This window comes from Campylobacter sp. RM15925, assembly GCF_012978775.1.
Classification (GTDB): domain Bacteria; phylum Campylobacterota; class Campylobacteria; order Campylobacterales; family Campylobacteraceae; genus Campylobacter_A; species Campylobacter_A canis.
This window is the reverse complement of the sequence record NZ_LIWP01000015.1, coordinates 26721-46096: the sequence shown is the minus strand read 5'-3', so window position 1 is coordinate 46096 and position 19376 is coordinate 26721. Positions and strand designations below refer to the sequence as shown.

The following is a 19376-nucleotide window of genomic DNA, read 5'->3' as shown; positions in this document are numbered from 1 at the left end:
ACGACTCATTTAATAATTCTTTAAAAATTTACGGCGATAAAGCTATGAGTAAGCATGATGGAAAAAATACTCCGAGCTATTATGATGATCACTCTTACGGCGGCGGGTTGGAGCTTGGCTGGGATATGAACGATAAAAACAGTTTGAAATTCGCAACCGGCTACAAATATGACGTTCATAAAGAAAAAAACGATATATATAATAATGCCGGCAAAAAGCTAGGCGAGGAGCCTTGGCAAAAAATGGCCGATAAGACTTACTCTTTCGGGCTTGAAAACACATATAAATTTACCGATACGACAAGACTAATACTTGGCGCAAGTTATGACACGAGAGATGCCGTAAGTGCGCAGGATTATATAGTCTTAAGAAAGCAGGGTGGAAGAGACGTGTATGGAATTTATGATTTTGAAGTCGGCAAACGTCACGCCTTTAATTATCAAGCGGCACTTAAACACAGCTTTGACGGAAGCGATGAGTTAAGTCTTAGCTATGCTAAAAAGACATATTTTGCAAGCATGAAGGAGCGTTACTCAAAGAGATTTAACAGAAACGAGCCAAATCCTTACTTAAAGCCCGAAGTAGCAAATCACTACGAGATAGGATACCAAAGAAGCTTTGGGGAGAATTTGAGACTTGAAAGTGCCGTGTTTTATTCAAAAGTTAAAGACGCCATCGGCGAGCATGAAGTAACAGTGGGCGCAAATAAATTAAAGCAGGCTATAAACATAGACAAAGCCGAATACAAAGGCTTTGAACTTGGGGCTAATTATTTTGCAACCGATAGCTTTGAGCTTGGCGGTAATTACACTTACATAAGCGCAAAATACAAAGATAGAAGCGATAAAATAGAAGATTTGCCAAGACATAAGGCGTTTGCTTATGTTGATTTTAAAATCCTGCCTAAATTTAGCTTGTATCTATCTCAATACATGAGTTCAAGCTTTTATTCAAAATCACAAGAGATAACCAAAATGGACGGTTTTGGTGTAACAAATTTCAAATTTACTTATAAACCGACTGAAAGTTTGATGATCGATGCGGGAATTTCAAATTTGTTTGATAAAAACTACGAATATCGCGAGGGATTTCCTGAGGAAGGAAGGGTATTTTTCTCAAATATTCGATATAAATTTTAGTAGCAACCAAAGCTTTATCTTACAAACTTTTTGATAGCTAAAATTTGGGAGAGTTTTAAATTCTCCCAAATTAGTTTTAAAAATCTAAGCTTTTAAGCAAAATTTTAGATTTTTAAAATAAACTACAACCACAAAGGATCAAAAATGCTTAAGAAATTCTTGGTTTTTCTACTGTCGTTTTCTTTCGCTCTTGGCATGAGCGAGACCGAGATCAAAAGCTATATAGAGGAAAATAGCGATAATTACGAGCTTTTAAAATCTACTCCGAGTAAAATTTACGCGAGCAATCCAACGCTTCTTTACCTGCTTTATGCGTTAGCTCCGGAAAAGATCATCGATTCAAATTTCGAGTGGAACGACTACGAGCGACCGTATATAAAAGAGTCTGTGCTTAATCAGCCCGTGGTCGGCGGATTTTTCGGGCAGGGCAAGATCCCAAATATCGAGATGCTACTTCGCATAAACCCCGAGCTTATTCTCATAAACGCAAATTCTAAAAACAGCAAAAAGATGAAAGATGTCTTCGGCTCTATCAAAAAGCCGATGCTCTATCTTAGTGCTACAAGCCTAGAAGACTACGTGCAAAGCTTTGAAATTTTAGGTCATGTTATCGGCAAAGAGCAGCGAGCCAAAGAGCTTACTTTATACGCGCAAAATTCGCTGAATTTGACTGAGAAAATTGAAGCTTACATCGCTAAAAACGGTCTTAAAAAAGTTAGAATGTATTATGCTCAAGGCAAAGACGGTCTTTCAACCGAGTGTGAAGGCTCGTATCACGCTACGCTTATACCAAAAAGCGGAGGTGAAGTCGTACATAAATGCGGTGAAGAAAATGCAAATTCTTACGGGCGAGTGAAGGTAAGCTTTGAGCAGGTTCTTAAGTATAATCTGGATATGATATTGATTTATGAGCGTGAGTTTTACGATAAAATTTACTCTGATCCCAAGTGGGCTTTGCTTGATGCGGTAAAAAACAAAAGAGTGTATTATATTCCAAGAGAGCCTTTTAGCTGGTTTGATCGCCCGCCTTCTTTTATGAGGTTTTTAGGGATTAAATGGCTTATAAATTTAGCCTATCCCGACGCTTTTAAATTTGATATGATAAGCCAAACCAAAGAGTTTTACAAGCTGTTTTTGGACATCTCGTTAAGCGACGAGCAGGCGATAAGAATTTTAGGGAAAAAATGAAGATAATATATGAGCTTGGGTTAAAATTTGGGCAAATTTATCTTTTAGCGAGTCTTTTGAGTACAAAATTAGCGAGCATTGATGAGTAAAAAAGCATTTTTGTTTTTGCTTTTTTTGCTGCTTTCTTGCGTTTTTGCTTCGCTTTTGCTTGGCAAATACGGCTTTAGCGCAAACGAATACATAGCTTACTTTAAGGCCCTTTTAGGCGGTAAAGATCTTAAAGAATTTGAGATCATGCACACGCTACTAAGTGAAATTCGTCTGCCTAGAATTTTGGCCTGCTTGCTGATCGGCGCTAGCCTTGCGATTTCAGGCGCTGCATATCAGGCGATGTTTGTAAATCCTCTCGTTTCACCTTCGATACTTGGCGTGCTGGCGGGTGCGGGCTTTGGAGCGGCTCTTGGGATGTTCTTTCGCTTAAGTGACGTATTGATTCAGTTTAGCACCTTTGCCTTTGGCTTTTTGGCGGTTATCTTTTCGCTGCTTATTTCGGCTCTTTATTCACGGCAAGGAAGCGTTATAGTTCTGGTTCTTGGCGGTGTTATAAGCGGCTCATTGTTTTCTTCTTTGCTTTCGGTTTTGAAATACGCCGCAGATCCAAACGATAGTCTGCCTAGCATTACTTATTTTTTAACGGGAAGCCTTAGCTTTGCTTCAAAAAGTTTTATGCAAATTTCGATTTTACCGATGTTTGCGGGCATCATCTTGCTTGCGTTTTGCGGTAAATATCTAAACGCTTTAAGCCTTGGCGAAGAGGAGGCAAAAAGCCTTGGCGTAAATATGCTGAAAGTTAAAATTTTTGTTATTTTAGTAGCTACTTTTATAAGCGCTTTAAGTGTCACGATTGCTGGGATAATCGGCTGGATCGGGCTTATAGTCCCACACATAGCACGGTTTGTTTATGGTGCGGACAACAGAGCCGTTTTAGTAAGCTCGGCAATGATCGGTGCGATCTTTTTGCTCTTTTGCGATAGCTTTTCGCGACTTATTTTTACCTTTGAAATTCCTATCGGCATAGTGACATCGCTTTTTGGAATTCCTATGTTTGTCATCATCTTGCGCCACGCTAAAAAGGGCTTTTGATGTTGATAGAGGTTAGAAATTTAAGTTTTGCTTATAAAGAGCGCACTATACTTGATGACATAAGCTTTGGTATAGACGAAGGAGATACTTTAAGTATTTTGGGTGCAAACGGAAGCGGCAAAAGCACTTTGCTTCGCATAATGCTCGGGTTTTTGAAATTTAAAGGCGAGGTTTTAATTACCGGCAAAAGTGTGAGAAAATACTCTAAAAATTCGCTAGCAAGTCTTATAGCTTACGTGCCTCAAACTCATGCGCCGTCATACGAATACACCGTATTTGATGTGGTTTTAATGGGGGCGCTTTGCAGGACGCCGATGTTTTCAAATTTTGCCAAAAGAGATAAAATTTTAGCCGAGCAGGCGCTTGATAAGATGGGAATTTTAAAGCTTAAGGACGAGCCATATACTCGCGTAAGCGGTGGCGAAAGGCAGCTTGCTTATATCGCGCGCACGCTAGTTCAAGGCGCAAAGGCGATATTTATGGATGAGCCTACTAATGGGCTTGACTTTGGAAATCAAATAAAGCTTTTAGAGATGATAAAGATACTAAAAGATGACGGATATACTTTCGTGCAGACTACACACCATCCAAGGCACGCGAAATTTGTTTCGAATTTGGTGCTGTTTTTAAAAGATGGCAAAATTTTAAACTTCGGTAGCAGCAAAGAGCTGATAAATGCTCAAAATATAGATAAAATTTACGGGGTAAATTACGAGAAGTATAAAGATAGTCTCTAGTTTGCTTTAAATCCAAATTTGTATCTTGCAAGATGCTTGTCTTGATACGGCTTGATTTGATAAATTTGTATAAAATTTCAAAGGATTTATGATGATACTACCTTCAAACTACGATAAAATCGACTTTAACGAGCTTTATAAAGCTCAGCGAGCCAAAAGCTCGTTTGGCTCAAAAAGCGTAGAGGACTGGGATAATAAAGCCGCAGGAATGAACGAGAGCGTGCATGATAGCATTTATATCGATGAGTTTTTAAGCAGGGTTGATTTTAACGGCGTTGAAAGCGTACTTGATTTTGCTTGCGGTCCGGGAACTTTGAGCCTAAAAGTAGCGCCTAAAGTAAAAAGCGTGTATGCTTATGACTACTCAAAAAACATGCTTAAATTTACCGAGCAAAATGCGGCTAAGTTAAATTTAACTAACATAAAAACCGCACAAAAGGCATTTGAAGACGACTGGAGCGATGTACCGATCTGCGATATCGTATTTGCTTCGCGCTGCCTTGAGGTGGACGATCTGCGTGGCGCACTCGCTAAGCTCATCTCAAAGGCGAAAAATGCTGTTTATATCACTTTTAAAGTGGGAGCCAGCTTCGTCGATGAGGAAATTTTACGAGCTATGCAAAAAGAGGTTGAGCCAAAGCCTGATTATATCTATCTTGTAAATATCTTGGCTCAGATGGGTTATCTGCCAAGGCTTGATTTTATAAAAAGCGAAAACAAGCATTCCGTTGCCACAAGTGCAGAGGAGCTTATCAAAAAAGTAACTTGGGGTATAGGAAACGAGTTAAGCGATGTCGAAAAAGAGCGTTTGAGAAACTATTTTAACGAAGGCTATGAGCTTAAGAATGAGCCTATGATTTGGGCGTTTGTGCGAGTTGATGTCTGAAATTTGAGTTGTAAAATTTATTTAGGATATATGAAGAAAATTTGACCTTTTTAAAAGGTCAAATTTGTGTATGAAATTATTTTGCCGCAGCTTCTACGTCGACTTGAATTTTTACTTTTTCAGAGATCATAGCATCTCCAAAATTTGAGCCTACGTTGAAGTCTTTTCTCATGACTTCGCCTGTGATGCTAAAGCCGATTTTTTCATTTCCGTGGTGATCTTTAGTGTCTCCACCGTATTCAAAGTCAAGTTTTACGGGTTTTGTTACTCCTCTTATGGTCAAGTCGCCATAAATGTTGCCTTCATCATTGCCTTCTTTTTCAAATTTGGTCATTTTAAAAGTGATTTTGTCAAATTTGCCCGCATCAAAGAAGTCCTCTGAAGATAGGTGCTCGTCACGTTTTTTGTTGTCTGTATCTATTGATTTAGTGTCTATTGCTACCTCAAGCATTTTTAGCTCGTTTGTTGCCTTGTCGTAATCAACTTTAGCGTCATAAGCTTTAAATTTACCATTTACTTTTGCTATTTTAAGGTGTTTAACTTGAAACCCTAATGTACTGTGAGCATGGTCTATAGCATAATTTTGCGCATAGCTAAAGCTTGCTAAAAGCGCCGCAATAGCCGATATTTTGATTAATTTTTTCATTAATATATCCTTGTTTGAAATAATTTTCAAGATTATATTTGATATTTTATAATGAATAATAAATCAGTTATATTTTGTGTTTTATTTTAATAATTTAGAATTTAAATTTAAGATAAATTTATGAAAATAAAGTCCGCACAAAGTCGCACGGACAAATTTTATATTAATTAAGCACCGATAATAATTTGGCTTGCTTTGATAACCGCAACTACATCATCACCGGCTTTAAGGGCCAAGCTTTTGGTGGATTCGTTTGTGATGATAGCGCTTAGCTTATCTCCGCCTGCTATCTTGATGTCTATCTCTGAATTTACCGCACCCTCTTTAACGCTGACAACTTTACCCTTGATTTGATTAGTTGCGCTTAATTTAAGCTCGTTTTCGCCTTTTGCGACAATTATACTTGAGGCTTTAAATAGATAAACGACTTTTTTGCCAACTTTAAGATCAAGGGCTTTTTCAGACTCGACTGTAACTGTTGCTTTTACTATCTGTTCGCCTTGGAGTTTACTTACGATAAGTGAATTTACAACACCTGTTTTTACTTCAACGATCTCTGCTTGAAGTTGATTTCTTGCGCTGAATGACATCTTAAATCCTTTGTTTTTAGTTCGATTTTTAAATCTTTGTGAAATCTTAACAGCCTAAACTTTGGCAAAACTTAAAATAAAATTATATAGAAAAATAATTTAATTTGATTTTTGATAATACTTTAAAAGCTTCGTAAATTCGCGATCTTATCACTAAAATGTTTAAAATAAATATTTCAAATTTAAAATTTAAATATAAATTCAGACAGCCAAATTCGGTTTAATTATATAAATTATTTTAAATTCGAGTTATTTAATAAGAAATTTGGCTTATTGAAAGATAGATCGACGGCTTTTGGAAGTCAAATTTAACTCCAAAGCCGTCAGTGTATATTAAATCAAATAGGTAAGACCCTGATATTTTGGCTTAAATTTTCTTGCAGCACGTTTTCGATCGCATATAGCGTTCCGCCCGAACCGCTTGCACATCCCGAGCAAGCCCCAAGATATCGGATGTAGATATCGATAATGCCTTTGTCGTTTTTCTTGATATCAAGAATTTCCATATTTCCGCCGTCCATCATAAGCATAGGGCGAATTTCGGCATCTATAACCGCTTCAACCGCTTTAAGCTGACCTACTACCGTAAGCTCTTCAAATGCCAAATCGCTATCGTTTCCTGAAATTTTAGCGTCCGCGATGGCTTTTAGCTTCTCAGCTTCCATCTGAGCTCTGGTTTCTGCTAGGATATCAACCAGATAATACTCTCTTTTTTCGTGTCCGCCCGGCTTAATGCAGGATTTACAAAATGCACCCGCTTTGGTGTATTGAGTTATCTCTTCGACCGTTTTTAAGTCATTCATTCTGATTACATCGCGAATCGTGCCAAGACTTATTCTGGCGCATTCGCAAACTATGATCTCATCTTCAAAATCCTCGGGATTTACTCCTTTGTAGCTTGCCGCAGCCGCTTTGATGACATCATAAGCCATTACCGAGCAGTGCATCTTTTGAGGCGGGACGGCAGGAGTTTCAGGATCGTCTCTCATCGCCTTTTCCACGTCTATATTTGTGATTTTTACCGCCTCATCAACAGTCTTGCCGATACAAAGCTCAGCCATAGTATCAGAGCTTGCTATCGCCGTTCCACAGCCGAAGCTTTTGAATTTCGCGTCCATGATGATATCTGTTTTTTCATCAACCAACCAATAAAGCCTCACCGCATCGCCGCAACTCTCTGCGCCAAAATCGGCGATTATAAGTTTGCCGCCACGCTCTTTTGCTTCTTCTTCGGTTATCTGTCCCATATTGCGAGGGCTATTCATTAGGTCTTGAACTTTTTGTGAGTATTCATCCCAAATCGAGCCACCGATTAAATCGTGTTTTGCCATTTTATTCCTTTTGAGGCTTGTTTAGCAACTTGGCTAAATCAGCTCCTTCTTTTTAAATTTATAAATTTATTAAAGCCCGCTTACGTGCCAATCCGGCGTATAAGCAAACGTACTTGAAATCGCTCTTAATCTTTCAACCGCTTTTTTGATATGCACTATCGCGTAATCAATCTCTTCTTCGGTGTTAAATCTTGAAAGGGATAGCCTTAAAGCCGTATGTGCAAGCTCCTTGTCAGCACCGATCGCTTCCATTATAGGGTTGCTCTCAAGCGTTTCGCTCGCACAAGCAGAACCCGTAGAAGCGGCAATACCAGCTTGGTTTAAATCCCAAAGCATAGCTTCGCCTTCAACGCCTTTAACTGCGGCTAAAATAGTGTTTGGCAAGCGATGAGCTCTATCTCCCACAACTGAAATTTCAGGAATTTCAAGTAGAGCGTCTTCAAGCTTGTCTCTTAATTTTCTAACGTGTAAATTTTCAAATTCCATTAGTTTGTTGCTGTTTTCCAGCGCTTGCGCCATACCTACGATGCCTGCTACGTCAAGCGTTCCGCTTCTTCTGCCGCCCATATGCTCGCCTCCGTGAAGCAAGCTGGTAAGCGGCTGAGAATTTTTGATATAAAGACCGCCGATACCTTTTGGACCGTGAAATTTGTGTGCGGAAAAACTCATAAAATCCATATTTATATCTTGCACGTCTATTTTTATCTTGCCGACCGTTTGTGTGGCATCGGTGTGAAAGAGCGCGCCGTATTCGTGCGCTATAGCCGCAAGCTCCTTAACTGGAAAAATTGTCCCCGTTTCGTTGTTTGCCCACATTACGCTTACAAGTGCGGTCTTTTCATCTATCAAATTTCTTAAATCGTTTGGATCTAAAAGCCCGTTTTCATCAACTGGAATGTGGCTTACTCTTATGCCAAATTGCTTCAAAAATTCGCATGCCGCGCCAGTCGCCGGGTGTTCTACAGAACTGATTATGATATGATCTTTGTCTTTATTTAACATATGATCAAAAAATACGCCTTTTATAACCCAGTTATTACTCTCTGTCGCGCAGCTTGTTACGATGATATCGTCTTTATCCCTAGCGTTAAAGGCCGTATAAAGCTGATCCATTGCGCGGCGCAAAGCAGGGTGAGTTTCGCTGCCAAATCTATGAAGCGAGTTTGGGTTTCCATATTTTTCGCAATAAAACGGTTTCATGAGCTCGAAAGCTTCGGGATCAACCATCGTAGTTGCGTTGTTATCTAGATAAACTCTCAAATTTTTGCCTTTTAATTAGGATAGATTTTATCCTTTTTTATTTTTTCAGGATATTATAACAAATTGCATAAAATTTAGTTTAAAATTTAGGCTTAATTTTTTCAAATTTGGGATGATTTTGATATTGAATTTATATTGAAATTCTTTATCAATTTATGAATTATTCGCAATTGAACTACAAGCACCCATTATTTGAGATTTAGCGCTTTTAAAATTAATAAATTTTTTTAAGATTTCAGGCGGGAATTTCTTAAATTTCATAGATATTTTACAATTTATCTCTTAAATTTTTAAAGATTTGTCCCATCAAAAGATTTTTCTCACTCGCTTTATTTTATTTACACGGCTTTTATGCTTTTTAAGAGCCATGAGCTTGTGTAAGCTTAAAGTATTTCAATATAAAATCACCATAGCTCGAATTTAACTTCTCTTAATGCGTAATTTTATTTGAGAAATTTATATTTTGTTACTTTTAAACATAAAGTTTTGAGATATAAGATATATAAAATCATCTTGGATAAAACAGCCTTTCGTAAAAGCCGAGCATATCTCCGCATGCTTCACCGCTTTGAAACAGAAATTCGCCGTTTTTTTCGTTTAAAAAAGCGCTATGATAGCTATTTACGATAGATGTGTTCGAGGCTACTTTTTTCTGGCTTTTGTTATCAACCACAACCACTCTCTTGCCGTCTATAAAATTTTGCATCAGAGGCAAAAATCCTATCTTTTCGGCAGTTACGTTAAAATCAAACAGGCTATACCCGCTTAAAGGGATTATATTTTTATCTTCCGGATCGCATGTTATTACGGTTATATTTTCTCTTTTTACAAATCCGATTCTGGCGTGCTTGCCTGCTTTTTCACAAGAAAATTTAGCCTCGTTATATAACGCATAATCGGTAAATAAAAAGCTAGGATTTTCGTGCAGTTCAAACATAAAATTTTGAGCCGTTTTGCAGTAGCTAACGGTTAGAATTTTTGCGATTAGATAAAAGCTCCAAGGGGTTAAAAGAGCTATTATCAGTATAAAAGAGCCTATAAATTTGTTTAAATTCATCTTTTTGATGGCAAATATGAAGATAAAAATGCAGATCAAAAGATAAAACGGATATATTATCAGCATCTTAATGCCTTAAAATTCACCGTATTTTTGTATAAATTTCATACCAAACTCCTTTTTATCCCGCAAATTCGATTGATTTGTCGGTATTGTTTGGTTTAGCTTGCGCCACTATATATTAAATTCTTTGTAATGAGTATTATATTATAAATTTTTACATTTAGGATTTTGCTGCGTCATTATCGGGCTTTTGTGCATAAACAGTGAGGCTATAAATTTGAAATTTATTCTGAAACGACTCAAATTTTAAGCCTTGCTTGGTTTGGAAGTTATAAATTTAGCTTTTCGTAGACTCGATAAAAAAGAAATTAAAGTGCAAATTTTAAGCTAAGATTATAGCGCTGTTTTGCGCTTAATTTATCTCTTTTAGCATCTCTTGACTTGTTTCAAAGCTAAAGCCTTCATCTTCGTCTTGCTTAAGGAATTTATCGATGAATTCTCGCTTTGAGATCGCCGCATCAAGCTCTTTGTCGTTGCCTTTTTGGTAAGCTCCGATACGAAGCAAAATTTCATTTTCTTTTATAAGTGAATAAAATCTTTTAAATTTAGCCACGTTTGCCTTGTGTTCGGGCGTGATTAGATCGTTCATCACGCGCGAAGCCGAGTTTAGGATATTTATCGGCGGATAGATTCCAAAGTCCGTTAGTTCCCTGCTTAGCACGATGTGTCCGTCAAGTATGGAGCGGCTTTGATCGGCTATCGGATCGCTCATGTCATCTCCATCAACCAAAACCGTAAAAAACGCCGTGATAGAGCCTTTTCCTTCTTCTTTTCCCGCCCGCTCCATTAGCTGCGGAAGTAGCGTAAGCACGGAAGGCGGATACCCCTTAGATGTAGGCGGCTCGCCAAGCGCTAGCCCTATCTCGCGCTGCGCCATGGCAAATCTTGTCACGCTATCCATGATAAACAGCACGTCTTTGCCTTGGTTTTTGAAGTATTCCGCCACGCTCATAGCGCAAAATGCGCCGTATTTTCGCATAAGAGGGCTATCATCGCTCGTAGCTACTACAAGCACCGTTCCGCTTAGATCTCCATGCAAGTTTTTTTCGATAAATTCAGGCACTTCGCGACCTCTTTCGCCAATGAGCGCTACTACTTTAACGGGAGCCTCGGAATTTTTTACGATCATGCCCATTAGAGTACTTTTACCAACCCCGCTTCCTGCGAAAATTCCCAGCTTTTGACCTTTACCGCAAGTTAAAAGCGCGTCTATGCTCTTAACTCCTACGCTAAAAATCTCATCTATAAGACCTCTTTTCATAGCGTCAATCGGCGCTTTCATGATGGGAGCAAAATCATCGGTATAAATAGCCCCCTTGCCGTCTTTAGGACTCATAAATGGATCCACTACGCGCCCAAGAAGCGCATCTCCGACAGGGATTTTCATGCCTTGATCGCTTAGATAGACAAGATCTCCTATCTTGTAGCCCTCGACAAATCCAAACGGCGATATAAAAGCTCCGTCTTGTTTGATCTCGGTAACCATGCCAAGACCTCTTTTGCTTTTGTCGCGCGCTACGATCTGGACGATATCGCCAATGCTTGGACGAAGCCCTGAAATTTCAATAGTAGTTGATGAAATTTTATTTATCACTCCAAAGACGTTTGAAAGGGATAAATTTGAGTTTAGCTTGGATTTTAGACGCTGTAAACTCACTAGAATCTCACCTCTTTTGGAGAATTTATAAGAGCGAAAAACTCTCTTCTGGTGTCCGCATTTTTGATAAAAATTCCTCTTAACGCCGAAGTCGTGGTAGTTGAGTTTATCTTTTCAACTCCTCTCATCTCCACGCACATATGCCTTGCTTCTATCACCACACCAACGCCTTTTGGTTTGATAACTTCTTGAATCGCGCTTGCGATCTGTTCGGTCATCTGCTCTTGAATTTGAAGCCTTCTTGCAAAGATATTTACCATGCGAGGAAGTTTGCTAAGCCCCACAACCTTGCCGTCGGGTATATACGCCACATGAACGCGCCCGATTATAGGAAGCAGATGATGCTCGCAAAGGCTATAAAATTCAATATCCCTCATCAAAACCATTTCGTTGTTTGAACTTTCAAAAAGCGCGTCGTTTAGCACCTCTTTTGGATCTTGTTCATAGCCTTGAGTTAGAAATTTAAATGCTTTAAAAACTCTTTCGGGAGTCTTGATAAGACCTTCTCTATTTACGTCCTCGCCGATTATCTCAAGCATGTTTTTAACCGAATTTTCAAAGCTAATTTTTTGCCGATTTTCTTGCATTTTTGATTTCCTTAAAATTTAGCCACATTTTACATTAAAGCGCCTTTTGCATTGATAAATTTCAAATTTATACAACTAATAAGGAAAAATTTGATATATTCATTAGAAAATTTTTATTTTTAAAAGGAAATAAATGGAACTCAAAACCAAAGTTATAGACACTGCCAACGCTTCGGTAACGGCTAAAATCTCAAGCGAAGAGATAAAATCAAAGCTTGAAAATCTTGCTAAAAAAGCAGCTAAAAATATGAAAATGGAAGGCTTTAGAGTCGGTAAAGTGCCTGTAAATTTAGTCTTAAAAAGATACGAAAAAGAGCTAACCAGCGATGCGGAACAAGACGCTTTAAAAGATCTTATAGACGCCGCTTTAAAAGAGCTTAATAGAAAAACAGATGAGGTTATCGGCGAGCCGATGTTTATAAAATTCGAAAGAGAAGAGGGCGCTATCGATACCGAGATAGAAATTTCATTTAAACCTGTCGTAAATTTGGACGGATACGAAGAGCTTATACCTGAATTTTCAACTCCTCGCGTTATGAAAAAAGAGATTGACGAGAAAAAAGACGAACTTTTAAAAATGGTAGCTCCGCTTGAGAAAGTTGATAAGAAAAAGCTAGAAAAAGGCGACTTTGCTAAATTTGATTTTGAAGGTTTCGTAGACGGCGTTGCGTTTGACGGCGGCAAGGCTGAAGGATATGTGCTTGAGATAGGCTCAGGTCAGTTTATACCTGGCTTTGAAGATGGAATGATCGGTCTAAAAGTCGGTGAAGAAAAAGATGTAGAAGTAACATTTCCAGCTGAATACGGTGCGCCAAATTTAGCAGGCAAACCGGCCGTGTTTAAAGTAAAACTCCATGAAATTCAAGGCAAAAATGTAGCAAAAGAGATAGACGCAGAGCTTTTAAAACAACTTATGCCAAATGAAGAAAACGCTAGCGTTGAGCTTCTTGAAGAGAGAATCAAAGATCAAATCAGAGCCGATAAGCAATACAAGCTGGTTAACGAAGAGCTTAAGCCGAAATTCGCAGAAGCCATAGTCGAAAAGTATAAATTCGATATACCAAAAAACATCGTAGAACAAGAGATAGATATGCAATTCCGCGGTGCATGGAACGGCTTTAGCGAAGATGAGATGAAGAGCTTCAGAGACGATAAAGACGCTCTAACTAAAAAGCGCGAGACATTCCGCGAAGATGCGCAAAAGAGCGTAAAACTAACGTTTATCATAGATGAGCTTGCTAGAAGAAGAAATGTAGCCGTAAGCGATCAAGAGCTTATCCAAGCTGTTTATTTTGAGGCTTACAGATCAGGACTTGATCCGAAACAACACCTTGAAAACTACAAAAACCAAGAAGTTTTACCGGCTATAAAAATGTCTATGATAGAAGAAAAGCTATTTAACGAGATGTTTGATAAAAAAGAAGAAAAAGCTGAAAAAGAGCCTAAAAAAGCGGCTAAAGAAAAAGACGAACCAAAAACTGAAAAAAAGACAACAAAAAAGGCGGATAAATGAGCTATTACGTCCCATACGTAATCGAGCGAACAAGCAAAGGCGAGAGAAGTTATGATATATATTCTCGCCTATTAAAAGATCGTATCGTAATGCTAAGCGGAGAGATAGAAGACGGTATAGCCTCTTCTATCGTGGCTCAAATGCTGTTTTTAGAGGCCGAAGATCCCGATAAAGATATCTACCTATACATAAACAGCCCCGGCGGAGTTATCACAAGCGGCTTTAGTATATATGATACGATGAACTATATAAAGCCCGATGTTTGCACGATCTGCATAGGTCAAGCCGCATCAATGGGGGCTTTTTTGTTAAGTTGTGGAACTCCCGGCAAAAGATATGCGCTTCCAAATTCTCGCATCATGATACACCAGCCTTTGGGCGGTGCTAGAGGTCAAGCTACCGATATAGAAATTCAAGCTAAAGAAATTTTACGTATGAAAGAAATTTTAAACTCTATCTTGGCTAAAAACACGGGTCAAAAATTAAGCAAAATAGCAAAAGATACCGATAGGGACTTTTTCATGAGTTCGTTTGAAGCTAAAGAGTACGGGCTAATCGATAAAGTTTTGGAGAAAAGCTTTAAATAACGAGGTTAAATTTGATTAAAGTTAATAAAAAAAAGGCTGAAAATACCGTAACTATCAAGGAAAAAGATCAAGTCGAGTTTAATATCTATGATTTTTCCGAAGATATCATCAAAGAGCTAAACGAAGAGAATATCCCTTCCATTCCTAAAAATTATTCGATCTTTTTTGAAAAAATGCTTGAAAAAAAGCCCGATGAATTTAAAAAAAAGATGGGCGAGATCATAGAGATTGAAGATGAGATAGGCAGAATCGAAGACGATAGACAAATTTACATTGAGCGAGAGATTAAGCAGAGTTTTGCTCAGATAAAGAGTATGCTTCAAGCTGTTGCGCTTATCTATAAAAATTTAGGCATAATGAAAACTATCATTAAAAAACGCTCCGATAGCCTTGAATCAAATGCTAATTTGCTCACCGTGCAAAATGTATTTAGCGCTTTTAATGAGGATTTAGACAAGCTAAATACGCTTATGAACAAGCATATAGACGTTATCAAAACGAACTATGAAGAGATAAGCAGGGTTTTTAAGGTAGTTGAAGAGCAGTCAATTTATGATCCTCAATTTGATCTTTATAACAAGAAATTTTTCCTAAAAACCATGACTTCAGAGATGAAGTATGTCAAAAAATACGGATATAACTCATCTTTCATGCTTGTAAAACCAAAAGATAGTGCCGTTGATATGCTTGGAGTTAGAGATAAGCAAATAGTGCTAAAAAATATCTCAAGATTTTTGCTAAAAACTTCAAGAAGAAGCGATATATTAGCTCACTATGGAGATGGAATTTTTGCCATGCTTATGAAGCATACAGATATAGAGGGCGCGAAAAAGGCTTGCGAACGGATTGCCGATATGTTTTATGCGGCTACGTTTTTAATAAGCGACGAGGAATTTGAAATCGATATGGAGATAGCCGTTTGTGATCTAAATACTACAAAAACGGTCGAAGAAGTGCTTTCACAAACTCTTGACAGCCTTATAAAAAGTGGCAGAAGCCTTGAAAAATATGTAATCGTAGAGAGTAAATAATGGTACTTGAAATTTTAACTTATCCCGATAAGAGGTTATATCAAAGATCGGTTGAGGTGAACGAGTTTGATGAAAATTTGCATAAATTTTTAGACGATATGTATGATACGATGATAGCCAAAAACGGAATTGGGTTGGCGGCGATTCAGGTAAAAAATCCTATTCGTGCGCTCATTATAAATTTAGTAAATGAAGAAACTGAAATTCAAGAAAGAGCCGATTTGCTTGAGATAATAAATCCGAAAATATTACGTAAAGAAGGCGAGCAAATTTTCCAAGAAGGCTGCCTTAGCGTGCCAGGATTTTACGAGGAAGTAAAGCGTGCCGAAAAGATAACTCTAGGATATCAAAATAGGCACGGCAAAGAGTGTGAGCTTGAAGCGGACGGGCTTTTAGCCGTAGCTATTCAGCACGAGATGGATCATCTTGACGGACATCTGTTTATAGAAAAAATCGGTTACAATAAACGAAAAAAATTTGATAAAGAGTATAAGAAGCTTCGAGATAAAAATCTATGAAATCGCTAAAGTGCGCGACTTACACCGACGAGCTAAGGATCGTTGATGTTGAATCAACCTTTAACAGAGGTCTTCCCGCACTTAGCATCGTAGGGCTTGCAAGCGCAAGCATAAAAGAGAGTGAAGCAAGGGTTAAATCAGCCCTTCTTGCTCAGAATTTCTCCTTTCCCGCACAAAAAATCATCATAAATCTTTCTCCTTCGGATATGCCAAAGACGGGAAGTCATTTTGATCTGCCTATCGCGCTTTTGATAGCTTTACAAAAAGAAGCCGGAAATTTTAGCGAATTTTTCGTATTTGGCGAGCTTGGACTTGACGGAAGCGTTAAGAGTACGACAACTCTTTTTTCTATACTGCTATTTCTAAGCGCAAGTGTTAAAAAGGCTAAAGTTTTAGTTCCAAAAGAGATAGCAAATAGCGCAGGTATGATACCAAATTTGGAAATTTATGCCGTAAATAGGCTTGATGAAGCGATCAAATTTTTTCTTGATGACGAATTTAAGAAGCAGTGTTTAGTAAAAGATACCCATCCTTTATTTGCAAATTTGACTCAAATTTGCGGTAAAAATTATGTTATAAACTCAAAATTTGATCTTGACTTCAAAGACGTAAAAGGTCAAGCCAGAGCTAAAAGAGCCTGCCTTATAGCAGCTTGCGGTATGCACAATATCATCTTTGAAGGAAGCCCGGGGTGTGGTAAAAGCATGAGCGCAAAACGCTTAAGATATATATTGCCGCCTCAAAATTTGGATGAAATTTTACTCAGTGCGGCATACTCGTCGCTAAATTTACAAGATCATGAGTTTAGCGCGCTTAGAGCTTTTAGAAGCCCGCATCATACATCGACTAAAAGCTCTATCTTTGGAGGCGGAACGGCAAGTGCAAGGATAGGCGAGGTCGCTCTTGCAAACGGCGGAATTTTGTTTTTTGACGAGCTTCCGCACTTTGGCAAGCAAATTTTAGAAAGCCTTCGAGAGCCGCTTGAAGATAACCAAATTCACATCTCAAGAGTAAATTCCAAGATAACCTACAAGACGAAATTTATGTTTGTGGGCGCTATGAATCCATGCCCGTGCGGAAATTTGCTTTCAAAGCAGCTAAACTGCAGATGTTTAGAAACCGATATCAAGCGATACAAGGCTAAAATTTCCGATCCTCTTCTGGACAGGATCGACTTGCACGTGCTTATGGACGAGGTTGCAAGTAGCGATAAGAGCGATGTCGCGAGTGCCGATATGCAGCGTGAAGTTTTGCGAGTTTTTGAGGTGCAGATGAAGCGAGGTCAAAGCGAGCTAAACGGCAAGTTAAGCGATGAGGAGATAGCTAAATTTTGCGTTTGCGATAGTGAAGCTAAAAGCGTGCTGGATATGTCTATCGGGCGATTTGCTCTTACTCAAAGAGGCATAAATAAAACTCTAAAAGTAGCTCGCACGATTGCCGATCTTGACGGCTCGCAGATTATCAAAAAGCCTCATATCTTGGAGGCTTTAAGCTTTCGCGTAAGGAGCGAGGCATGAAAAAACTGTTTTTAAACACTTCCAAGCTTGATGAAACGGCTTGCTTAAAATTTGGTTTAAGCAACGAAATTTTGATGGAAAATGCCGCAAATGCTCTTGCAAAACATGTGCGCAAGAGAGTTAAGAAGGGTGCAAAAATTTTAGGAGTTTGCGGTAGCGGAAATAACGCTGCAGACGTAGTAGCCGCTCTTAGAATGTTAAGCGGCGAGTATGAGTGTGAGCTCTTTTTGGCATTTGATAAGCAAAACGAGATGCTTAAAACCCAGCTTGATATGGCATTTAAGCTCGGAGTTAAACCCGTTAAAAAAATAGGCAAATATAAATGCGTTATCGACGGGATTTTTGGCTCGGGACTTAATCGAAATTTGGATAAAAAAACGATAAATCTGATAAATTCTTTAAACGAAATAAAAGCTTACAAGATAGCATGCGACATCCCAAGCGGGCTTAATGAGCTTGGAAATAGTTGCGGCGCCGTTTTTAAATCCGACGTAACTATAACTATGGGAGCTGCTAAAATCGGACTTTATTCTGATTTTGCTAAAGATTTTACAGGCAAGATAAAAGTGGCTGATTTGGGGCTTGCAGCTAGTAAATTTGAAGGAGCAACCGATACTTTCAGGCTTTTAAAAAGCGATATGAATTTGCCTTTTAGAACTAAAGCTAACACTAACAAGAGTGAATTCGGGCATGTTTTTATAGTTAGCGGTGAGCTTAGCGGAGCTGCTCAAATAGCCGGTAAATCGGCTTTAGCTATGGGAGCAGGGCTTGTTAGTATCGTTAGTGAGTCTAAGAATTTAATAACCGATCCACTTTTGATGAATGTAAGCTCAATAACTGAAAAAATGGCTTACGGAGCTCTTGGAATGGGGCTTGGAAAGCTTGATAACGCTAAAAAAATAGAGCTTTTTAACACGCTTAAAAGCAAAAAGGCGTTAGTGCTTGATGCTGATATGTGCTACGAAGAGCTTGCTATAGAGCTTTTAAAATCAAAAAAAGAGATAGTGATAACTCCTCATCCGAAGGAATTTTGTTCGCTTTTAGAGCTTGGCGGATTTGGCAAATTTAGTGTGCAAGAGGTTCAAGGAAATCGATTTGAACTTGCCAGAATGTGGAGCAAAAAATTTCCAAATGTGTTAGTTTTAAAAGGTGCTAACACCATAATTGCTTTTGAGGGGAAAATTTACCTGATGCCTTATGGCAGCGCAGCGCTTGCAAAAGCGGGAAGCGGAGATGCGCTAAGTGGCATAATTATCGCTTTACTCGCTCAAAGATACACTACGCTTGATGCGGCTATAAGCGGTATTTTGGCACATGCTTTAAGCGTGCGAAAATCAAAGCGAAACAACTACTCGATAACTCCTAAAGATATCATAAAAGGGCTTAAATGGTTACGAAAAAAATAGCGGTTTTATTTAGCGGAAGCGGTTCAAATTTAGAAGCTATCCTTCAAAGAGTTCATAATAAAATTTTTAACGACATCAAAATCCAAGTCGCGCTAACAATCACAAACAAAGCTAACGCTTACGGCATAGAGCGAGCTCGTAAATACGGGCTTGAAAGCGTGATTATAGAACATACGAAATTTAGTTCGCGCGAGGAATTTGATGCGGCGTTAGTTAGTGAGATTAAAAAGCATGATATTGATTTAACGGTTCTTGCAGGATTTATGAGGATTTTAACTCCTATTTTTACGACTAACGTAAAAGCCATCAACCTTCATCCGTCGCTTTTACCGCTTTTTAAAGGGGCTCATGCTATCAAGGAGAGCTTTGAAAGCGAGATGTTGGTAGGAGGTGTTAGTGTGCATTATGTAAATGAAGAGCTTGACGGCGGGAAGCTCATAATGCAAAGAGCTTTTGAGAAAACCTATGATATGAGTCTTGAAGAATTTGAGGCAAAAATCCACGCCATAGAGCATGAAATTTTGCCTGAAAGCATAGTAAAAATTCTTTGTAAAGCGTAGATATTTTATAAAATTTGCAT

Annotated in this window: 19 protein-coding genes; 12 read left to right on the top strand and 7 right to left on the bottom strand. The window is 38.5% G+C overall.

The window, feature by feature from the left end:
* The 5 genes from CDOM15925_RS08710 to CDOM15925_RS08690 form a co-directional block, all read left to right on the top strand.
* A partial coding sequence (locus CDOM15925_RS08710; protein WP_169943026.1) for a TonB-dependent receptor occupies window positions 1-1139 on the top strand: 1139 nt, incomplete at its 5' end.
* Between the two features lie 144 nt (window positions 1140-1283).
* The gene (locus tag CDOM15925_RS08705) at window positions 1284-2327 is read left to right on the top strand and encodes an ABC transporter substrate-binding protein (protein WP_169943025.1); all 1044 of its coding nucleotides are present in this window, start codon (window positions 1284-1286) and stop codon (window positions 2325-2327) included.
* Window positions 2328-2408: 81 nt separating this feature from the next.
* The gene (locus CDOM15925_RS08700; RefSeq protein WP_169943024.1) at window positions 2409-3410 is read left to right on the top strand and encodes a FecCD family ABC transporter permease; all 1002 of its coding nucleotides are present in this window, start codon (window positions 2409-2411) and stop codon (window positions 3408-3410) included.
* On the top strand, window positions 3410-4147 hold the full coding sequence (locus CDOM15925_RS08695; RefSeq protein ID WP_169943023.1) for an ABC transporter ATP-binding protein: 738 nt from the start codon (window positions 3410-3412) through the stop codon (window positions 4145-4147). The genes CDOM15925_RS08700 and CDOM15925_RS08695 overlap by 1 nt, the downstream gene beginning before the upstream one ends.
* 91 nt (window positions 4148-4238) lie before the next feature.
* A complete protein-coding gene (locus tag CDOM15925_RS08690; RefSeq protein ID WP_169943022.1) occupies window positions 4239-5033 on the top strand; it encodes a class I SAM-dependent methyltransferase in 795 nt (264 codons plus the stop codon).
* Window positions 5034-5109: 76 nt separating this feature from the next.
* Here CDOM15925_RS08690 and CDOM15925_RS08685 read toward each other — a convergent pair whose 3' ends face one another.
* From CDOM15925_RS08685 to folE, 7 genes are all read right to left on the bottom strand, one after another.
* Window positions 5110-5679, bottom strand: a complete 570-nt coding sequence (locus CDOM15925_RS08685) for a YceI family protein (RefSeq protein ID WP_169943021.1) — start codon at window positions 5677-5679, stop codon at window positions 5110-5112.
* A 167-nt stretch (window positions 5680-5846) separates the two neighbouring features.
* Entirely contained in the window at window positions 5847-6269 is a 423-nt protein-coding gene (locus tag CDOM15925_RS08680) for a TOBE domain-containing protein (protein ID WP_169943020.1), read from the bottom strand.
* Between the two features lie 338 nt (window positions 6270-6607).
* Complete coding sequence (locus CDOM15925_RS08675) at window positions 6608-7600, bottom strand: iron-sulfur cluster assembly scaffold protein (protein WP_169943019.1); 993 nt, start codon at window positions 7598-7600, stop codon at window positions 6608-6610.
* 69 nt (window positions 7601-7669) lie between these two features.
* A complete protein-coding gene (locus CDOM15925_RS08670; RefSeq protein ID WP_169943018.1) occupies window positions 7670-8860 on the bottom strand; it encodes a NifS family cysteine desulfurase in 1191 nt (396 codons plus the stop codon).
* 508 nt (window positions 8861-9368) lie between these two features.
* Window positions 9369-9983 carry a hypothetical protein gene (locus tag CDOM15925_RS08665; protein WP_169943017.1) on the bottom strand — a complete coding sequence of 205 codons (615 nt, stop codon included), beginning with the start codon at window positions 9981-9983 and terminating at the stop codon, window positions 9369-9371.
* A 349-nt stretch (window positions 9984-10332) separates the two neighbouring features.
* Window positions 10333-11637, bottom strand: a complete 1305-nt coding sequence (gene fliI, locus CDOM15925_RS08660) for a flagellar protein export ATPase FliI (RefSeq protein ID WP_169943016.1) — start codon at window positions 11635-11637, stop codon at window positions 10333-10335.
* On the bottom strand, window positions 11637-12224 hold the full coding sequence (folE, locus tag CDOM15925_RS08655) for a GTP cyclohydrolase I FolE (RefSeq protein WP_169943015.1): 588 nt from the start codon (window positions 12222-12224) through the stop codon (window positions 11637-11639). Before folE ends, fliI begins: the two co-directional genes overlap by 1 nt.
* Window positions 12225-12357: 133 nt before the next feature.
* Between folE and tig the strand changes: the two genes are divergently transcribed.
* From tig to purN, 7 genes are read left to right on the top strand one after another with little or no spacing between them, the layout of a single operon-like run.
* Entirely contained in the window at window positions 12358-13737 is a 1380-nt protein-coding gene (gene tig / locus CDOM15925_RS08650) for a trigger factor (protein ID WP_169943014.1), read from the top strand.
* Window positions 13734-14324, top strand: a complete 591-nt coding sequence (gene clpP / locus CDOM15925_RS08645; RefSeq protein WP_169943013.1) for an ATP-dependent Clp endopeptidase proteolytic subunit ClpP — start codon at window positions 13734-13736, stop codon at window positions 14322-14324. Before tig ends, clpP begins: the two co-directional genes overlap by 4 nt.
* 11 nt (window positions 14325-14335) lie before the next feature.
* Window positions 14336-15355: a GGDEF domain-containing protein gene (locus tag CDOM15925_RS08640; protein ID WP_169943012.1), complete on the top strand. Its 1020-nt coding sequence runs from the start codon at window positions 14336-14338 to the stop codon at window positions 15353-15355.
* Window positions 15355-15873 carry a peptide deformylase gene (gene def, locus CDOM15925_RS08635; RefSeq protein WP_169943011.1) on the top strand — a complete coding sequence of 173 codons (519 nt, stop codon included), beginning with the start codon at window positions 15355-15357 and terminating at the stop codon, window positions 15871-15873. Before CDOM15925_RS08640 ends, def begins: the two co-directional genes overlap by 1 nt.
* Window positions 15870-17390, top strand: a complete 1521-nt coding sequence (locus CDOM15925_RS08630) for a YifB family Mg chelatase-like AAA ATPase (RefSeq protein WP_169943010.1) — start codon at window positions 15870-15872, stop codon at window positions 17388-17390. Before def ends, CDOM15925_RS08630 begins: the two co-directional genes overlap by 4 nt.
* Window positions 17387-18796, top strand: a complete 1410-nt coding sequence (locus CDOM15925_RS08625; RefSeq protein WP_169943009.1) for an NAD(P)H-hydrate dehydratase — start codon at window positions 17387-17389, stop codon at window positions 18794-18796. Before CDOM15925_RS08630 ends, CDOM15925_RS08625 begins: the two co-directional genes overlap by 4 nt.
* Window positions 18778-19356 (top strand): phosphoribosylglycinamide formyltransferase, encoded by a 579-nt coding sequence (gene purN / locus CDOM15925_RS08620; protein ID WP_169943008.1) that lies wholly within the window; start codon window positions 18778-18780, stop codon window positions 19354-19356. The genes CDOM15925_RS08625 and purN overlap by 19 nt, the downstream gene beginning before the upstream one ends.
* Window positions 19357-19376 lie beyond the last annotated feature (20 nt).

Excerpts from the sequence above, each read along its gene's own strand:
- CDOM15925_RS08675 (WP_169943019.1), bottom strand. The coding sequence starts at position 7,600 with ATGGCAAAACACGATTTAATCGGTGGCTCGATTTGGGATGAATACTCA.
- CDOM15925_RS08665 (WP_169943017.1), bottom strand. The coding sequence starts at position 9,983 with ATGCTGATAATATATCCGTTTTATCTTTTGATCTGCATTTTTATCTTC.
- purN (WP_169943008.1), top strand. The coding sequence starts at position 18,778 with ATGGTTACGAAAAAAATAGCGGTTTTATTTAGCGGAAGCGGTTCAAAT.
- CDOM15925_RS08690 (WP_169943022.1), top strand. The coding sequence starts at position 4,239 with ATGATACTACCTTCAAACTACGATAAAATCGACTTTAACGAGCTTTAT.
- def (WP_169943011.1), top strand. The coding sequence starts at position 15,355 with ATGGTACTTGAAATTTTAACTTATCCCGATAAGAGGTTATATCAAAGA.
- CDOM15925_RS08705 (WP_169943025.1), top strand. The coding sequence starts at position 1,284 with ATGCTTAAGAAATTCTTGGTTTTTCTACTGTCGTTTTCTTTCGCTCTT.
- CDOM15925_RS08625 (WP_169943009.1), top strand. The coding sequence starts at position 17,387 with ATGAAAAAACTGTTTTTAAACACTTCCAAGCTTGATGAAACGGCTTGC.
- CDOM15925_RS08685 (WP_169943021.1), bottom strand. The coding sequence starts at position 5,679 with ATGAAAAAATTAATCAAAATATCGGCTATTGCGGCGCTTTTAGCAAGC.
- CDOM15925_RS08695 (WP_169943023.1), top strand. The coding sequence starts at position 3,410 with ATGTTGATAGAGGTTAGAAATTTAAGTTTTGCTTATAAAGAGCGCACT.
- CDOM15925_RS08630 (WP_169943010.1), top strand. The coding sequence starts at position 15,870 with ATGAAATCGCTAAAGTGCGCGACTTACACCGACGAGCTAAGGATCGTT.
- folE (WP_169943015.1), bottom strand. The coding sequence starts at position 12,224 with ATGCAAGAAAATCGGCAAAAAATTAGCTTTGAAAATTCGGTTAAAAAC.
- CDOM15925_RS08700 (WP_169943024.1), top strand. The coding sequence starts at position 2,409 with ATGAGTAAAAAAGCATTTTTGTTTTTGCTTTTTTTGCTGCTTTCTTGC.
- clpP (WP_169943013.1), top strand. The coding sequence starts at position 13,734 with ATGAGCTATTACGTCCCATACGTAATCGAGCGAACAAGCAAAGGCGAG.
- CDOM15925_RS08680 (WP_169943020.1), bottom strand. The coding sequence starts at position 6,269 with ATGTCATTCAGCGCAAGAAATCAACTTCAAGCAGAGATCGTTGAAGTA.
- tig (WP_169943014.1), top strand. The coding sequence starts at position 12,358 with ATGGAACTCAAAACCAAAGTTATAGACACTGCCAACGCTTCGGTAACG.